This is a genomic window from Rhizobium anhuiense, assembly GCF_003985145.1.
In the GTDB taxonomy this organism is placed as follows: domain Bacteria; phylum Pseudomonadota; class Alphaproteobacteria; order Rhizobiales; family Rhizobiaceae; genus Rhizobium; species Rhizobium anhuiense.
The window spans coordinates 151310-169384 of record NZ_ML133536.1 but is presented as its reverse complement, the minus strand read 5'-3'; the positions used below and the strand labels follow the sequence as shown (position 1 = coordinate 169384).

Genomic DNA, 18075 nt, shown 5'->3' with positions numbered 1-18075 from the left:
CCTGAACGCAACGCCACGCAAATGCCTCGGCTACAAAACGCCGGCAGAAGTCTTCCGCCAGAAACTCCTCGCGCAAATCAGGCGTACCGGTTAGCCTCTCAAAGCCCGCAGGTCGCGGTTCAGCATGAACTCACCCGACATTCCTGGGGGGAAATTTGGCATCCGTGAAGTCTCTATCGCAGGCTGAAGTCAGTGTCATAAAGGGTATGCTGAACCTCAGCCCCCGGCCAACTGATCAGAAAATCCTGGCCTATTTCACCCATCCGGATCGAGACCTCAATCACCGCCTAATCGGGCAGATTCGCAAAGGCCATTGGTTTAGCGCGATCAGACCCGCATCTGAGACAGCGGTGCACGCCTTTATGCTCGCGTGCCAATTTGGCGTTTATCCTGACGCAACACTGTTCGAGCCGCCTGCTGGTGGTCCCTCTCTTGGAGGGCATGGCCCACGATATCTCTTGCTCGATTGGTGGCCCGTAGGCCAGGGCCTTTTCTCCTCAGGTGCAATTTTGGCGGACAACGGCCCCCGCTTCAATTGGGTCTATGACTGCGGAACGACATCAAAGGACAGCCTCTTGGCGGATGCCATTGCGTCCTGCAATTTCAGGCGTTCTGCACTGGGTTTCAACCGGCTCGATCTGGCCGTCCTCTCCCATTTCGACCGCGATCATATCAGCGGCTTTTCGCGCCTCGTGCAGACATCTCGAATTCGGATGATCTTGCTCCCCTATCTCACGCCGCTCCAGCGCCTTGTCTTGGCGCTTCAGCAAGGCGTATCAGCCGACGACGCCGAGTTTGGCTTCTACATTGACCCGGTTGGCTATCTCAGAGCCTTGGACGGTGGCGATATAGGCGAAATCGTGTTTGTACTGGCCTCCGGACCGGATGACGAACTGCCACCTCCGCCTATCGAACCGGGTCCAGATCTTGAGGGACCGGAAGAGCCCCCTATCAAGTTCCCCGAGGACACGCCACCGGAAGGGTCACAGGATGAGCTATTCTGCGCGCAAGACAATGCGAATGTGCGCTATCTGAAGCGAGGCGGAACGATATCAGTACCGTTCGATTGGGAGTTTCTTCCCTATAACGACCCGTCAATGCTGCCAAAAGCCACGAAAAGGTTCCAGTTAGCAGCGTCGAAGTTGGTACAAGATATCCTGACCGTACCGACGACACGCAGCGCCACGCTCGACAAGCTAAAGAAGCTTTACGATGCCCACTTTGGGAAATCATCAAAGAACCGGAATATTATCTCGCTTTTCCTTTATTCCGGCCCCGTCAATCAATCTGCGGTCCTGCTTTGGCACTCCTCCAATCGTCCGCTCGGCTCCCTCGCCGGAAGCACGCGCTTCTCGCAGATGTATACGGGCGACGGAACCCTCGGCGCAGGGAAACAATTCGCCGATTTTGAGAAGCATTATCGACCCGGAAGCCGACTTGCACGTGCTGGCATCCTCCAGGTCATGCATCACGGGGCCGAGGGTAACTGGCACTCAGGTTTGGGATCGCTTCTAAAACCGGAAGCGAGCATTTTCTCATCTGACCCAGACCACAAAGGCTACGCGCATCCGCACGCAGCTGTCCTCCGTGACTTCTGGTCCTTTCATCCGGTGCAGGTCGACGGATCTCAAGGATTGCATTTATTGGGTGCGTTTTAAGACTATGGCCAAAACTCAGTCGCCTGAAGCTATCCTGGAAGCGGTGTGCGCAACACGAACAATTCCCTCGTCCTGACTAGCCACTCTCAGACTACCCGCTCGCTTCACAACAACGTGCTGCTTTCCTCCTCCGCGAGGACTTCTTTCTGACCCAAAGTTCGGCGGTTCGTCCCATCGGGTCATCGACGCCTCATTACTCCTTTTTGCCGTCCGTAGATGGTTCAGGACGGACAAGGTCGTTGACCCACTCGCCAATCAAGACCTTCGATTCCAGAAACATTCCGCTGAATAGGAAAAGGGATGAAAACGGAATTCCTTCGATGCGGAGAAGATGCGTTCGAAAGGTAGCGTCATGAACGCGGCCATTCTGGAGGCTGCCGTCAAACCTCTTTTTCCGGTCCTCGTCCTCATAAACATTAATGGCTAAATCCAGATGCTGCATCTTCACTTCGCCAAGGGGCGTAAACGCTGGATCACGAGAATGCACTAGTTTGGCCAGTTTCTCGAAGTATCCGTCAATATTCATGCTGGGCCACCGAAATTTATATCTCAAATGTCTGTACGCGCTGGATTGTTAGAGCGACACTGTATCGCGATCAACCCAGGAGTATTACTCTGTAAGACAAGCCCACCGCCGCGCAGGGGCCTATCGATGTCGGCCGACCAAAGGAAAGACCACGGCCTTGCGCTTGCCGATCCTTCGAGGTGAGCAATTAGACCTTCGTTGAAGAAAGGCACGGGCCACCACATTGCAAACTGTCAGAAAGCTGCATATATTTCTGACAGGAGAAATAATATGCAACGACTGACAAGTCAGATCATGGCCTATGCCGAACAGCTGCCCGAGGGAACAGCGCTGTCCGCAAAGGCCCTCCTGCATTTGGGAAACCGTGCCGCGGTAGACCAGGCACTGTCGCGCCTATATGAACGCGGCGAGCTCGTCCGGGCCGGTCGTGGGATCTATCTCAAGGCGATCAAGAGCCGTTTCGGGAGCCGACCGCCGACGGTCGAGCAAGCCGTCGAAGCCGTTGCACACCAGCGTGGCGAGGTCATCGTTTCGAATGGTGCTGCGGCTGCAAACTCGCTGGGGCTGTCCACTCAGGTACCGATCCGGTCCGTCTATTTCACATCCGGCCGCAGCCGAACCATTACTGTCGGTAGCCAGACGGTCGAGTTGAAGCACGTGCCGCGCTGGCAGCTCGCCTTGGCGAACAAGCCTGCCGGCCTGGCTGTGCGCGCGCTGGCATGGCTTGGTCCGGAAAAGGCAGAAGAGGCACTTCCGAGCATCAAGCGGAAGCTTTCCGCCGAGGCATTCGGCGAACTCGTTGCCGCCGCCCCTCAGTTTCCCAGCTGGCTTGCCCGCAGTGTAGGAAAGGCCGCCTATGGCTGAGCAGTTTTTGAAGCTGTCCCTGGACGATCGAAGAGACGTTCTTGCGATCGCCGCAGAGAAAGCCGGGCGCCCGATCCATCTCCTGGAAAAGGACACGTGGGTCGTCTGGGCTCTGCAGACCCTTTATGGAACGGCGCTCGGTGACCACCTCGTCTTCAAAGGCGGCACGTCCCTCTCTAAAGCCTACAACGCCATCCGTAGGTTTTCGGAAGATGTCGACCTGACCTACGATATCCGCGAACTCGCTCATGATCTCGTCGGCGAGAACGAGCAGGCGTTGCCGGAAACCAGAAGCGAGGAAAAGCGCTGGTCGAGCGAAGTCCGCAAGCGTTTGCCGACCTGGGTATCGGAGACCGTGAGCCCGCTCATTGTCGATGCGATCGACGCCCAGTCGCTTCCAGCCACCGTCCGTGTCGACGGCGACAAGCTCTTCATCGACTACGAAGCAGTTGCTGGAGGATCCGGCTATGTCGCGCCGAGCGTCATCTTGGAGCTCGGGGCTCGGTCGACCGGAGAACCGGCAAGCGTTCGTGACATTTCATGCGACGCTGCTGGCCTTGTCGATGGTATCCAGTTTCCCACCGCAAGGCCGCGGGTCATGCATGCCGAACGCACGTTCTGGGAAAAGGCGACGGCAATCCACGTTTTCTGTCTGCAGGAACGGCTCCGCGGAGAGCGATTTTCACGACACTGGCACGATATCGTTCGTCTCGACGAAATAGGCATCGCCGACAGCGCAATCGCTGATCGCGAGCTGGCCAAGTCGGTGGCGCAGCACAAATCGATGTTCTTCGCTGAGAAGGCGGCTGACAAAACGCCGATCGACTACGAAGCAGCAGTGGGCGCTGGGCTTCAGCTGACGCCCTCCGGCGCAGGGAGGGCAGAACTCGAACAGGACTACGCCCGAATGCTGGATGACGGCCTCCTTCTCGATCAGGCCGAGACCTTCGACGAACTCCTCGCTCGATGCGCAAAAATCCAAGACAAGGCCAATGCCAGCGGCTGAGAAAAGCGCCCATGATCGCGGGAACCCAACTGAAATGACAATTCGCGCGATGGCCGATCCGTGATTTTCAACCGCTACACCACTTATCGGCCCGGCCTTTTCGCCCGTCTGCTTCCCTCCGGCAGGTGGAAGCTCCGGCTACCGACGGCGACCACGGCGTCCGTCGAGCTCCACACCGGAACGCGGGCCAAGCTACGCTGTCTGGACATTACCGCCATCGGGATCAAAAAGGCCCTGCTTTGGCACACGGTCGAAATCCGCACATGCAGTCATGTCGAAACTCTGTCGTGCCTCGGCGAGGACGCCGCTACTCGGCTCGCGACGGACCTTCACAGGTTCATCAATCGCTACCTGCTCGAACTGATCCGGTCGGATCAAGAGGTTTTGAAAGAGGTCGATGCGAAACTCGAGCCATTGATCGAGGGGAAGCGGCAATACCTCGCACAGGCAGATCTGGCGCAAGCCATCGCGAGTGTTTCTGGTCCGGCCGCCGCAGCACTCTCCCATCCCTTGTTCGACGCCGACGGCTTAACCGCGGCCATGGAAGCCGATCTTCCACGGTCCCTGTTTTTCCTGACCGACCCCGACCGGCGCCATCAGTACAATAATGAATTTGTTGCGACCGAGCTCACCAGATACGCCCCCTTCTTTGACGATCTCGATGGCCGATCATTGTCCGACCAACAGAGGGAGTCCTGTATTCGCCTTGAGGACAGCAATCTCCTCATCGCGTCCGCAGGGTCAGGCAAGTCGGCGACGATGGTCGGCAAGGTCGCTTATGTGCTGGACAAGGGACTGTATCAACCGGAGGAAATCCTTGTCCTCGCCTATAATCGGGCCGCAGCTGAAGAGCTGAGGGAACGAATTGCGCAGCAGCTTGGCGTCCAGCCAGCGGATCTGCAGTGCAAGGTCACGACGTTCCACGCTCTCGGTCGGGGTATCATCGAACTGGTGGAGGCCAGGCCACCGCAATTGGCGAATTGGGTGGACCACCCTACTGGCGAAGCACGGGTCATCGCAAAGATCATCGAAGACTTGATGCAATCGGACGCGGGCTTTGCCAAGGTCTGGATTGACCTTCTCGTGCTATATCCGCAAGCCGATATTCCAGCGTCCGTTTTTGACAGCGATGCGGACTACAACCGCTACATCTCGGCGCGCCGGCGTGGTGGCGACGCGTCTATCGGCGCATTTGGCGGGATCTATGTCAGATCTTTGCAAGAGCAGACGATAGCGAACTGGCTGTGGCTCAACACGGTCGAGTTCCAATACGAGCGCCAAATCGACACGGAAGACGAAGACGGGACGATCAGATATGTGCATCCCGACTTCTATTATCCGGCAAGCAACACCATCCATGAACATCTTGCCATCGATAGCGCCGGATCCTCGCCATTTGCCAACTATGTGGAACATGCCGATAGCAAGCTGGCGGCCTACAACCGCGCAGAGCTTGACGTTTTCACGACGAAATCGGCCCAGGCAAACGACGGAACGCTTCTTCTTCAACTCGAGGCCGAGCTTGCAAAACGAGAAATTCAGTTCCATCAACGCAGCCTTGAGGAAATCCTGAAGGCGGTCGAACCGGTCGTTATCAAACACTTCCAGAAGCTGATCGCCATCTGCATCAAGCATATCCGTGCTGGCGATCTGACATTGGAAATGCTCTTGGTGCGCGCAAATTCCCTTCACGACAAGAAGCGTGCCAAGGCGTTCGCGCAGGCAATCTGGAAGATTACCGAGGCCTACTCGAAAAAACTAATTGATGACAAACGCATCGACTTTGATGCCATGATCGCCAACGCGACCCGTTTGGTGGAAGAGGCCCGCTATAAGAGCCCCTACTCCCTCATCCTCGTCGACGAATTCCAAGATATCTCAGATTCCCGCGCCAATCTGATTAAAGCACTGAAGCACCAGAAGCCATTCTCGAAGATCTTTGCGGTCGGAGACGACTGGCAATCGATTTATCGCTTTGCCGGCTCTGATATCAGCATATTCACGCAATTCGAGGAAAATTTCGGCGCAAGCTGGCAAGGCAGGCTCGAGACGACCTACCGATGCAATCAGGTGATCGCCGATGCTGCCGCAAACTTCATACAGCGAAACCCCGCTCAGCTGAGAAAGGCAGTTCGCTCGGCCAGACCGGCGATTGCGCGATCCATCAGAGCAATTCCGATAACGGGCGAGCAAGGCAAGCCCGACTTCGGTAAGGCCAGCCTGCGGCTCCTGGACCGGCTTGACCGGTTTCTCGGCGGGATCGCAAGCCAATGGCGCACGAGCAGCGCTGCCCGGCTGAAGGTCATGGTGCTTTGGCGGTATAACCTGCTTGATCCGTTTGCCGGCGGGCTCCCCCGGTTTGAAAACATCGAGGTATCGGGTTTGTCATTTCATCGCGCGAAGGGGCTGGAGGCGGATTACACAATCCTGCTAGATGTCAGCGAGGGTGAATATGGTGTTCCCAGCCGAATTGAAGATGACGAGCTTCTAAACCTCGTTATGCCGCAGCCAGAGACCTTCGAATACGCTGAGGAACGGCGTTTGTTTTACGTCGCCCTAACGCGGGCAAGCCGAGGTGTCTTCCTGCTGATGAACGATCGGCAGCCATCACGTTACATTCACGAGTTGGCAAACATCGCCGGTGGCAACTTCCGACTGGAGACAATTGACGGCGAGGCGCTGCCTCAATGTCCAACATGCCATGTCGGGCATGTCACCGAAAGAAAGAGCAAGACCGGAGACCGCTTTATGGGGTGCACGCAGTACCCAGATTGCAGTTACACAGCGCAACTTGGTGTGCGCTGAAGAACATCCGATCATCGTGGACAACCAAAAATGCTAGAACCGGCTCAAGAACTCCCACGGGTACCCTTGGAAACCGTGGACCCGATAGCGCGTAAGTGAATAGTCGTTGCGATTACGATGTCCCCGGGTAACGAGCGTTCGCCGTTTCGTCGCGGCGGTCGGCTGGGACTGGGATGACGGTCGACCGGAGTCGTTCCGGGCTCCGATGACCTCATAGTTGACTGAATTGTCCAGTGCGCGCCAGGCGGGCCGGCAAATTGCGGAAAAGATCACGGATCCCGGTGGTGTCCGCACATCACCAGAGCACCGGGAACTCCTCGAACCCGCCATTGATGATCTCCTTGCGCAACTTGGGTTCTTCCAGCGCCACGACCAGGCGCAGCGTGGGGAACCGCTGAAGATCGTACCGAACACCACCTTGACGGCGCGTCCGATGTGGAATTTCCGGGTCGTCGAAATGGCTTCGATCGAACAACTTCGCCGGTAGCCGATCAGCACCTTGCTCTCCGCGGGAATATGCACGCCCGCGATGGTCGCGGCCGCCCCTTGGATAGCGCACGATGCCATCCCAGCCCGCGCCCCGGCCAACGCCTTGTCCACCAGGGATGGATCGCCGACCAGGGTTCGGCTTAAGAGAGCGCGCGTATTCGTCCGGTCATCGCAGGCGCTCGGGCTGCTTCAGGTTCCGCAACCAGCAATCGGTTAATGATACTAGTGGATATACAACTAAAAGTGCAGAAAAGGTCCGACCCTACTCTCGACTAAGAGACGCATCAGCGGTTAAACATCCATCGGGTGGAAGCAAATTTCGCACGGCAACGCCGCTTTACTTCAGCGGAGTGAACACCTGTTGCCGTTCAGGGGGGTCTTATGAAATTAATCTATTCGCTCTTTCTTGCCTTTACGCTATCAGCAAGTTCGGCTACCGCACACGGCGGCGGAACTGACGGGAACGGGTGCCATACCAATCACAAGACCGGGGGCTACCATTGCCATTGAGAACTCTTGCACTGATTGGAATGTTTTTCGCCTCGAGCAATATTTGCCTTGGCTGGGATGGCGTCGATAACGAAACGGGGGCCTCAGTCGAGATCGGTAAAGGTAATCTTGTTAGATCCGGCCAGACTATTGAGATCTACGACCACGGGTCCGGTGAATACCGCGACGTTGACGTCCAAAGCATTCAACGTTCCGGTGGATCCGTTGAAGTGGAAGTCTACGACAGTGAGAGCGGCGAATATCGCACTCTCGAGATGGATGATTGAAGCCATGAGCAGGCGTCATGGTGGCGCCTGCTTCATATTGTTGCACAGCGTTGAATCAAGTTTTCAAAGGCGCGGTCAGAAATTGACGATCGGCTCCCAACCCCGGTGCAAAAATCGCGGAGATAGTTGCGCTACGTAGCTCCTGCACGCTTGCTTGCGGGGTATGGGTTGCTTGTCACACCGAAAACCAGAGTAATCCATGTCTATTGGTATCCTCACGCCGACTGGTGAATGCAGCATCGAGCCTGCTCCTGGAAGGCCTATCATCCTCCTCGGACCTAACGGTACTGGAAAGAGTCGCCTTGGCATCCACATCGATAATCTTGAGGAGACAGGAGCCTCTTATCGTATCGGGGCACAACGCTCACTTGAGCTCCCGGATGAAGTTTTTTCGGAGAGGTACGAACGAGCCATTGGCTTGCTTCGCCGTGACAGCCGGCGCGTCCAGGCCTCGCCGGGATCAATGGAGCATAATTACGATGAAGTACTTGTCGCCCTCTTTGCCGAACGCCTCCGGGCACTGGAACTTGCGCACGAAAAATCGAAGGGGCGGAAAAATTCCATTCGACCGGTTACCGTGATCGACAGACTTCAAGAGCTTTGGCATGAGTTGATCCCCAGCCAAAGCCTTCTGTTTTCGGAAGCCACCGTCCGGGCGGTCAGGCTCGATGGCGATGGCGAGTCATACGAAGCGTCCGCGATGAGCGATGGAGAGAGGCTTGTTCTCTATATTCTCGGTCAGGTCCTACTGATCGAGACCGATAGCCTTCTGATTGTTGACGAACCCGAACTGCACATGAACCGCTCGCTGCTTGTGCGGTTATGGGACCTTGTCGAGCGCGCCCGACCGGACTGCTCTTTTCTCTATGTGACACATGACATCGATTTCGCGGCGTCCCGTCGCAGCGCTCAACTATATGCCGTTCTAAACTATGTGCCGGCGACCTATAAGGAGGTGCTTGTTCGCACACGAACTCGGCTTGAGGAGGACACGCCGGCAATGTGGACGATCGAGCCCTTGCCCTCGGCGACTGAGCTCCCGCGCGATCTTCTTGTGCGGATGGTCGGAAGCCGCAAACCAATCCTGTTTGTTGAAGGGAAACAAGGCGGCCTGGACGAGACGATCTATAGGGCGATCTATGGCAATTTCACCGTCATCCCGTCCGGATCTTGCGGCCAGGTGATCCAGTTTGTCCGCAGCTTCCGCAAGCAGGAGGAGTTGCATTGGCTGCATTGTGCCGGTTTGGTGGATCGCGACAATCGCGATCCATCGGCGGACGGTGCTCTTGAGGAGGGGATTTTTACACTTCCCGTTCTCGAGGTCGAAAACTTGCTTCTCGCGCCCGAAGTTTTCTTTGCGTTGGCCGAGGAACTCAAGCTCGACAAACGTGAGGCGACGCGCCGCTTTGACACGCTGACGAGTGACGTCTTTGAAGCGGCAGGACGCGACGCGGACCGCGTTAGCCTGAGACACACCAGCAATGTTATCTGGCAATCCGGTAAATCAGTCGGCGCGAAAGCCAAGAACATCAATGAGTTGTCGCGCATTTACGCTGAGCTTACGGCTAAAACCGACCCCTCCTCGATCTATTCTGATTTTCACTCAAAATATCAGGGCGTCTTGGCAGCGCGGGACTTCGAGCAACTTCTCCTTCTATACGACAACAAGAACAAGCTTTTGGACATGCTCGGGAAAGCATTGGACCTGCAAGGCAGAAGCGCGCTCGAAAATCTCGTGTCTCGGCTTCTTGTATCGCCAACCGCGAGCCCACTGACTGGCGCTCTCGTGCAACGACTTCCGGTAATTGATACTGGTACGTACTGACTCGCAGGCAACTTCCGTGAACCCCTCGTACGCGGCTCCTGCTTGCTTCAGAAGCTCGGGGGCCATGACATCTCCATGCTACCCTCGACCTCCGATCGATCTTCGCCTCCGCCCATGCTAACGCCGAAACGCGCAAGAGGTGCGGCAGCGTCGCCGATCGGTTGGTTGCAAAAGCCCTATCCGGTTGACGCTTTGATCGATCTGGGGTGGCATCTGGCTTCATCGTCGTCATCGGACGACCTCCAAAAGGAACGGAAGTTAGCGCGCTCCTATGGGATCCGAACTTTGAAGCCGAAGGGGATTTCGAACGACGAGTTCGACGCCGACCACGTTCTGATCGCTTCCCTTACTTGGTGGCTTCCTGTCGGACGATCGGCGTGCGCAACGCTTCTGGGCAGATCTGCAGAATCTTGTCGATCCAGATGAGGACGTGCTTCTGAATGCGCTCGGCACTTATGACGCTGGCCGCGGTGCCGAGTGATCAGGCTTTTCAGCCCTTGGTGATGCCAACGTCGGTTGCGGCCTTGACTTTCGGTTGCATTCTGGGGAATGCTCGCTCAGAGCTTTTGCAAGAAAAAAGTACGCTAAAATGGCTGGAGCGGCAGGGTAGACTTGGTCGTTCGGCAACGATCTGCGGTCGGGCTACCGCGATTTATAGATAGCCGTCAGATTATACGCCTTCAAGCAGTCTTACCTATGTCTTGTCCGGAGGGGTCATGGCAATTCGGGTTCTGCCTTCACAGATCATCGCGATGCTTGCGCCGCGGCGCCATCGCTTGCGCAACTTCTTGTGGCACGCAGTCCGCGGCGCCTGGAACAATCCACAGCTCACCTGCCCCGCCATGGCAACCGGCAGGACGATACGGATCTTCGCGATATGGAGGCGATCATACAAAAGCTCGGCTCCTACCGGGTCATTCGCAATTCCTACGACCTTCTGCACGACCCGGATTGATGCCGCAGCGCGAATACATCTGCAACCAACACTTTGGGAGGCAAGTCATGGCAAAGGTTACTCGTGGAAGCCGGCAATCAACGGGGGGGATTTCCGAAGAGGCGTTACGCAGACACATCCGCGCCAAAGGCGCTGACTATCTGCAGGATCCCAACGTCACATCGGTAGGGATCGGCCTGAAGAATGGGGACGGCCCGATCTGCATTCAATTCACGGTCGGCACCAAGGGAGATTCTGCGATTGAATCACTCGGCAGCCGCCGCATTCCTGAGGCAATCGAGGTCGAAGGGCAGATGGTCCCGACGGATGTCTTGCAGCGCGCCTTCCGTCCGTCGTTCGAAATTGTTGCAGAGGAACAAATTGATCTGCGCCGCCAGAGGCTCGATCCGATCCGGCCAGGTGTCAGCATCGCGCATACCGCTGAAACTGCTGGGACGCTTGGCTTGATCGTTTTCGATCGCGCGACCGGAGCGCCCTGCGTGCTGTCCAATTGGCATGTTCTCAACGGCAACGTCGGAAAGATCGGAGACACGATCGTTCAGCCCGGGCCCTACGATGACAACAATATCACGCTCAACGTCGCGGGAACCCTGCTCCGCAGCCATTTGGGCGCGGCCGGCGATTGCGCGCTATCAAAAGTTCAGCAACGCGGGTATGACCGCTCGGTTTTCGAACTCAATGTGGTGCCGGCTCGAATGGCGCGCGTCGCACTCGGCGACAAGGTGGTCAAATCCGGGCGGACGACCGCAGTAACCAGAGGCGTCGTTCGTCGCGTCGACGTCATGGCCAAGATCAACTACGGCATCCCCGCGGGCGAACAGGCGATCGGCTGCTTTGAAATCGGTCCCGATCCTCAGGACGTTCCCGCAGACGGCGAGATCAGCAAGGGCGGCGATTCCGGATCGGCGTGGCTCATCTTCGACAAAGGCAAGGCCACCGACATTTTTGCCGGCCTCCATTTTGCTGGGGAGACCAATGGCACGAGCGACGAGCACGCGCTCGCCTGCTACCCAGCCTCCATCCAGAAGAAACTCGATTTCGTCCTGGAGCCACTGACCACGGCGCCCACCGCAGTCCAGATCGAGAGTATCGTGGCTCGACGAGGCTACGATGCGGGTTTTCTTGGAGCAGCCGTCCCGGAGCCAGGCCTGTCTGCCGCGCAGAAGCGTGACGCTGTCAATTTCGGACGAGGCCAAACGATACCCTACACGCATTTTTCGGTCTGCCTGAGCGCAAAGCGCCGGATGGCGCGCTATGTCGCCTGGAACATAGATGGCTCGAGGATGGTGGCACTGCCACGCCGCGGCTTTTCGATCGATCCGAGGATCGATGCCAAATACCAATTCGGAGATGCGCTTTATCTCGAGAACCGCGTCGACCGTGGACATATTGCGCGCCGCGCCGACGTCTGCTGGGGACCCGTTGCGGAAGCGGAACAGGCCAATCGGGATTCGTTCTATTTCACCAATATTGCGCCGCAGCACGAGCGTTTCAACCAGTCATCCAGAAAAGGGCTGTGGGGTGAGCTCGAGAATCTCGTGTTTGACCAGGCCGACCTCAAGGACCTCAAGCTCTCGGTCGTTGGTGGGCCGGTATTCGGAACGGAAGATATTGAGTACAGGGATGCCCTCATTCCTCGATCATTTTGGAAAATGATCGCCTATCTCGGCAAGGATGATCGGTTGCGATGTGCAGCTTTCATCCTGTCTCAGGAAAAGCTGCTCAACGATCTTGAGAGCCTCGATCTCGATCCCTTCCGTATCTATCAGGTGTCGCTTGCCGAGCTTGCCCGGAAAACCGAGCTCAATTTCGATCTGCTTTCGGATGCCGACATCATTAGTCGTCCCGAGCTAGTTACCCGACCGGTCGGCCCTGAATCCCTGGTCGACGCCACCAAGGCTGTGACAGAGATCCGTTCCGAGCGCGACATACGCCTCTGATCTGGTGGACGATGAAATCTCGACCGGGCTCGTCCTTGGACAACCAGGCCGGGCACCGCGGTTGACGCAGCGACTAACCGCGTTAGTCGAGCAAGCGGGAGCTTGGCTTCGGCTTCTCTGGTTCGATGCAATCACTCCCGGACGATTTCTCGTATGGGAGACGGATCGGCTAGATTTCGAGTTAGTCCGTTCGGCCATGATTAAGCTGGAAAGTGCTTTAGGAGAGATCATGGAAATTCTTAGCAAGTTGAAACAGATGCGGCTTCCTACCGGTCATACAATTCGAGAGTTCTTTTGGCCCTGTGTTTTTTGCATTATCGGATTGTTTGCGCCTGTTTTGCTGGGCGACGCGGTTTTTGAGGTCTTACGAAGCGCGGCAGAGGATTTAGACCTGGCGCTCGGCCGGATACTTTTTGCAGGTTTTACGTATTGTATCCTCGGCCTTGCGACCTCCCAATTGCTTTATGCCACAGTTCAGGCTGTTAGAAGGCAACCAGGACGTGGCGCTCGCACGACGCCTTCACAGACGGATTTCCACTCCGTGTGGATTGATTTAAGTATAGCTGTCGCGTCGGCTTTGCCGCTTGTGGGCATCGCTCTTGCAATTGCAAGAGCAACAGCGTCTCCAGAGTTAGGTGATTACGGAAATCCAATTGAGGCGCTGACCAGGCTTGAGCGCTACACATTGTGCCTCGCCCTGGCGTTGGCGGTGGGTATTTTTTGTCTTTCCCGAACTAAAGGTGCGAGACATAGATCGAACATCGTCGTTCCAGCGGTCGTGGCTGTTCTCTTCATATACTATGTCATACCACGCGCGCAGTTTCCCGGCTTCGTGTCGGCGATCTCCGTGTTTGCGGCATGGCTTGCTTGCATCGCGGCAATATCGATGTACCTCCGTCATCTGCGTCGGATATCCGGTATTCCAATTCTGTCTTTGCTTGTTCTATGCGGGCTCGCATTTACCCTTTTGGGCTGGAATAGAAATCATGAAATTCGAAAGGACGGAGGCGGTTCAGCCCCTGACCATCCTCTAGCTGACGGCGCCTTTCTTGAGTGGTTGAGCAATCGACCGGACCTCGAAGCCTATGAGGATCGCCCCTACCCCGTATTCGTTGTGACCGCCGAGGGCGGTGGGCTGTACGCTGCATACTTCACCGCAGCGGTATTGGGAGCTTTACAGGATACGTGCCCGCGCTTTGGACCACATGTATTCGCCATCAGTGGAGTTTCCGGCGGCTCGCTCGGAGCCGCCGTTTATGCGAGTTTGGCGTCGGAAGCTGTCCAACCTCTCAGCGCGTGCAATTTCGACGCCGTCAAGGATCAAGGGCTCAAGGAGCGAGCAACCAAAATTCTTGGACAGGAGATATTGACGCCCCTTATGGCGGGCACTCTCTTTTATGATTTCTTCTCGTCGGTGCTGCCTTTCTCCATCCCTGCACTGGATCGGGGCCGCGTGTTCGATGACGCAATTGAACGTCTTTGGTCAGGGCAACCCTCCGGCGGCCTACTTTCCCTCCCCATGCATAAGGCATGGCGGCCAGATGGAATGGCACCCGCGCTCATTTTGAATACATACGATCTGACGGGTTACGGCCCGGTGAGCGTCGCACCTTTCCGATTGAATCTCGGTGTTGTCGGCGACTTTTACGAGGCGGCCACCGATTATTCTCTGAACGACCTCCACGGAAGCTATCCGAACGAAATTCGCGTCAGCACCGCTGTGGGTCTCAGTGCTCGATTCCCCATCGTAACACCGGAAGGAACGTATGCCAGGTCCGTACTTTACACGAAGCCGGGATCACCTCCAGGTCCCCCTTCTAGCGAAAACCACATTGAGCGAACTGAGGTGCTGCGATTTGTGGATGGCGGTTATTTCGACAACAACGGGGCGGGCGCAATTTACAGCCTCCTGACGTCTTTGCACCAAGCCCGTAGTCGCGATCCTTGCCCTCAGGGTGTCCGCAGCACGGCTGACGTCCCTTGCCTCGCCAAGCCTTTTCAAATTTATGCCATCCAGATTAACGGGCCTGAAGGTAGGACGCGGTCCGAGGTTTATGGCTCACTAGCCACCGTGATCGCAGGCATAACCTCGATCCGAGGATCGTGGAAGCAGAATATGAACGACATTTTGGTCCATGAGATCGGTGAGTCATGGGGCAATTTGCCATGCGGGCTTCCTAGAGCTCCGATTTATCTGGATACAACGGCCTTCCGGGCGTTTGACCCTGATCACGGGATGTTTGATCTACCGCTTTCATGGCAACTGTCGCGAACAACAGAACGGATGCTCGACTCCCTCGTGCCCCATGCTTCCCTTTGTCAAAAGCAGCTCGGGCCAGGAAGCAACAGCAACGACTGCGGTCCGTGGGACGTTAGGTGGGCGTTGGAGAGTCAGGATCCGACGACACAATGCCCTTTTCGATAATTATATAGGGCGAGGCAGGCTGGACAGGGGCTGGACTACCTCGCTGGCCGATACGTACCTCGCACCTTCGCCGGGCGGGGCCGAATTCGCATGTGGAGCTTCTGCGCCGGCCAACGCGGGACACTTCGAGCTCGCCGGACATCGATGAGACCGAATGAAGGGAGTCGATACCCCCTATGCCGTCCATCATCGATTGGAGTGCCTGCGCTTCGGGGCCTGTGGAAAGCGCAACGCGAAACCCGCTTCTGCAGCCAACCGCAAACGAGTTACCCCGAAATGCGGGTGCTGATCCGTCCCAGGCCCAACCCGGCAAGCCGCCGCGCGGTCGAACGCAGATGCGCTTCGTCTGTCGGCCTTTCCGGGAATCGAACTGGTGATCCGGTTACTACATTCTCGATCCGTGGGAGACGTATGACCGGTCCTATGGGGCGGTCGAGGCAACGGCCAACACGGGGCGGAGCGATCGCAGCCAGGCTGCACGCCTGGCTATGCCTGTGGTGAGGCGAGTGTTGTGTCGTCGGCGGAGTCATCCAATCTGCGATCGTGTCATGCTAGCATCTAGGGTGAAGGCGCGTTTAGCGCGACCTTAGTGGCATCAAGCGCGGTAAAATGACACCACTCTTCATCATCGGAACCCCAGTCGCCGATGATTTCTCCGGCAACATAGGCTGTTAGGCCCCGAGCCGACACACGCGGCAGGGCCATGCGCGCCACCTCCAGTGCGTCGGTCGCTTCAGGGCGTTCCCCCGCTCTTGCTCCCGTTCTTGGCTGCGTCTCCCTTGGCGGCCTCCCCCTTCGCCTCCTCCTGAGCCTTGAAGCCGAGGTAAAGCCCGCTCACCAGCCCCATCAACAGGAGCAGCGTGGGGTCGAAGACAGGCAGGCGAAAGTTGCGTGCGACGGTCCACACAAACAGCGCCCCCAGGATCAGAGTCCAGGCGATCGCCTGGATACGCTGCAGTTGCGGCGCGCCATCGACACTCAGGACATCGCTAACGAAGCCGCGAGATGTGCGGCCTTCGGTGGTACCGGCATTGATAAGGACAGACCCGAGACCGGTCGCCCCGCTGATGCCGAGAAGCCACAGGATCTCGTTGCTGAGGAGGCCGTAGTAGAGGTCGAAGCTCATGGCGATGAAGATATAGCCGGCTATCACCAGAAAGAGCCAGAAGGCCATCTGGGTGCGGCCGAGGCTGTAGGGGCCGGTGGCTCGGTCTGCAAATTGCGATGTGGGATAATTCCGCTGGATATCGGCCACCTTGCTGGCCGCTGGGTCGACTGTAAGTTGCGCGTCATCTAGAGCTTTCTCGGCGTCCTTCAATTGCTGCGCGACCTGGTCAATTCCGGCCTGCTTTTGCCTAATACCCGATACAGCTTCCTTGATGTCCGTGCCTGCAGTCTCGAGCTCTGCTTCGGTTGCCTTGATCAGAGTTTCATTGGTCGAGACGATCCGATCTCTTGCGGCTTTGGCGTCGTCGCGTGCCTGCGTCGAGGCACCGGGCGAGGCAGTGAGGGCAGCCTCTGCTTGGTCAAGCGCAGCCTGCGCAGCGGTCAGGCCGCTTACCTCGTCGAAGGTCTTCCCAGCCGCATCGCGGGCTGCCTGCGCCGTGTTCCGTCGGGCCTGCAGCCTCGCGACCTCCTCCTGCGGCTTGATGAGCAGGTCTTCCAGCCTCATTCGCTGCACCCTTGCGTTTCCGTGCGCAGGGTCAACGTCGAGAACCGTCTCTAGTCTGCCATTTTCCGCTCTGGCGGCAACGAGGGCACTCCGTGCGGCGGTGTAGGCGGCGAATTTGTCCGGGTCGCCCGGGGCTGCGGCGAGGTCGGTCTCGGCGAGTCCGAACTCGCGCTGCCGTCGCTTCTCTTCGAGCTTCACTGCCTCGAGCCGATACAATAGATCTCGGCAGGTTAAGCTGTTGTCGCGGAGGAGCGGCGTCCGCGCGGCATATGCGATGAAAGCGGCGGTAAGCAGGGCCAACGCAAGCAATCCGACAAGCACCGGGGTCAGCGAGAAAACGTACATCGTGATCTGGTCAATGGTGCCGTTCCGGGCGGTCTCGGGGATGGAAGCTGTCGATCCGGCGTGCGACAGGCCGATATCGACCTGGCGCTTGCCCAAGGGCTTGGCAAATGCCACCTCGCTCAACAGTTCCTGCCAAAACTTCGCGGCAGGGTCGGTCGCGTCCTCGGGCGTCCACAGGGGGAAGTAGAGCCGCTGCACTGCGTCAGTCGCGTGCGCCTGCACTTTGAGAAACGGGGCGAGCTTGTCGTTGAGAAAGACAGAGAGTGGCACCGGATCGAGCGGCTTCGCGTACCCGGCCTTCGCCGTGCGGAGATCGGTCTTCGCCTTGTCAACAGCGCTTTGGAACTGGGTGATCTCGCTGGCCGGCTTGCCTTCGTCCGTTGCCTGTGTAAGCCTGGCCTGGCTCGCGGTCAGCGCTTCCTGCATTAGTTTGACGTTGTTTGCCCGCTCCTCCACCGTTTCCCTGGAGACGACGCCGGCCACCAGGACGCAGATATTCCGGCCGGGCTCCGTCTCCCCCGGCATCACGCCCACCATGCGCAGGATACCGGCCCGGTCGTTAGCGGCGTCAGCTTCGGTCAGGCTCTGTTTGGCTGTTGTCTCGGCTTGCTCGCATTTCGTGCTGGTGACCTCCCCAACATTCGGTCCGGAGGCGGCCGCGAGGCAAAAGCAAAGAACTAGCGCAGCGAGCCCCAGGAGGACGAGCCATCCGGCGGGCCACGTGGCAGGATCCATCAGCCGACGCGCTGCGGCATTCACGGTGCTTGCTGCCATAATCTCCTCCTCGGT

General features: G+C 57.6%; 12 protein-coding genes and 1 pseudogene. 10 read left to right on the top strand and 3 right to left on the bottom strand.

The features are described from left to right. Positions 1-155 precede the first annotated feature (155 nt). The gene (locus EEQ99_RS28885; protein WP_205930900.1) at positions 156-1658 is read left to right on the top strand and encodes a ComEC/Rec2 family competence protein; all 1503 of its coding nucleotides are present in this window, start codon (positions 156-158) and stop codon (positions 1656-1658) included. Positions 1659-1851: 193 nt separating this feature from the next. Here the strand turns inward: EEQ99_RS28885 and EEQ99_RS28880 are convergent, their stop codons facing one another. After that, positions 1852-2184, bottom strand: coding sequence for a hypothetical protein (locus EEQ99_RS28880; RefSeq protein ID WP_127431510.1), 333 nt, complete (start codon positions 2182-2184; stop codon positions 1852-1854). 270 nt (positions 2185-2454) lie between these two features. Between EEQ99_RS28880 and EEQ99_RS28875 the strand changes: the two genes are divergently transcribed. From EEQ99_RS28875 to EEQ99_RS28865, 3 genes are read left to right on the top strand one after another with little or no spacing between them, the layout of a single operon-like run. Continuing rightward, entirely contained in the window at positions 2455-3048 is a 594-nt protein-coding gene (locus EEQ99_RS28875; RefSeq protein ID WP_127431509.1) for a DUF6088 family protein, read from the top strand. Next, positions 3041-4054, top strand: coding sequence for a nucleotidyl transferase AbiEii/AbiGii toxin family protein (locus EEQ99_RS28870; protein WP_127431508.1), 1014 nt, complete (start codon positions 3041-3043; stop codon positions 4052-4054). The genes EEQ99_RS28875 and EEQ99_RS28870 overlap by 8 nt, the downstream gene beginning before the upstream one ends. Positions 4055-4114: 60 nt before the next feature. Further along, a complete protein-coding gene (locus EEQ99_RS28865; RefSeq protein ID WP_127431507.1) occupies positions 4115-6859 on the top strand; it encodes a UvrD-helicase domain-containing protein in 2745 nt (914 codons plus the stop codon). Between the two features lie 295 nt (positions 6860-7154). Here the strand turns inward: EEQ99_RS28865 and EEQ99_RS28860 are convergent. After that, positions 7155-7480: pseudogene (locus EEQ99_RS28860) on the bottom strand (cytochrome P450); the annotation flags it as partial. 249 nt (positions 7481-7729) lie between these two features. On the opposite strand from EEQ99_RS28860, the gene EEQ99_RS35625 reads away from it, so the two are divergent. The 6 genes from EEQ99_RS35625 to EEQ99_RS28830 all read left to right on the top strand — a co-directional run bounded on the left by EEQ99_RS35625 (position 7730) and on the right by EEQ99_RS28830 (position 15269). Beyond that, a complete protein-coding gene (locus tag EEQ99_RS35625; protein WP_127431506.1) occupies positions 7730-7858 on the top strand; it encodes a YHYH domain-containing protein in 129 nt (42 codons plus the stop codon). Further along, positions 7849-8124, top strand: coding sequence for a DUF5334 family protein (locus EEQ99_RS28850; protein WP_244604864.1), 276 nt, complete (start codon positions 7849-7851; stop codon positions 8122-8124). The genes EEQ99_RS35625 and EEQ99_RS28850 overlap by 10 nt, the downstream gene beginning before the upstream one ends. A 199-nt stretch (positions 8125-8323) precedes the next feature. Next, the gene (locus EEQ99_RS28845; RefSeq protein ID WP_127431505.1) at positions 8324-9949 is read left to right on the top strand and encodes a DUF4435 domain-containing protein; all 1626 of its coding nucleotides are present in this window, start codon (positions 8324-8326) and stop codon (positions 9947-9949) included. 790 nt (positions 9950-10739) lie between these two features. Beyond that, positions 10740-10904, top strand: a complete 165-nt coding sequence (locus EEQ99_RS34785) for a hypothetical protein (RefSeq protein WP_164735981.1) — start codon at positions 10740-10742, stop codon at positions 10902-10904. A 47-nt stretch (positions 10905-10951) separates the two neighbouring features. Then, the gene (locus tag EEQ99_RS28835) at positions 10952-12844 is read left to right on the top strand and encodes a DNA/RNA non-specific endonuclease (RefSeq protein ID WP_127431504.1); all 1893 of its coding nucleotides are present in this window, start codon (positions 10952-10954) and stop codon (positions 12842-12844) included. A gap of 229 nt (positions 12845-13073) precedes the next feature. After that, complete coding sequence (locus tag EEQ99_RS28830; RefSeq protein WP_164735980.1) at positions 13074-15269, top strand: patatin-like phospholipase family protein; 2196 nt, start codon at positions 13074-13076, stop codon at positions 15267-15269. A 733-nt stretch (positions 15270-16002) separates the two neighbouring features. Here the strand turns inward: EEQ99_RS28830 and EEQ99_RS28825 are convergent. Further along, positions 16003-18060, bottom strand: coding sequence for a coiled-coil domain-containing protein (locus EEQ99_RS28825; RefSeq protein WP_127431502.1), 2058 nt, complete (start codon positions 18058-18060; stop codon positions 16003-16005). Positions 18061-18075 lie beyond the last annotated feature (15 nt).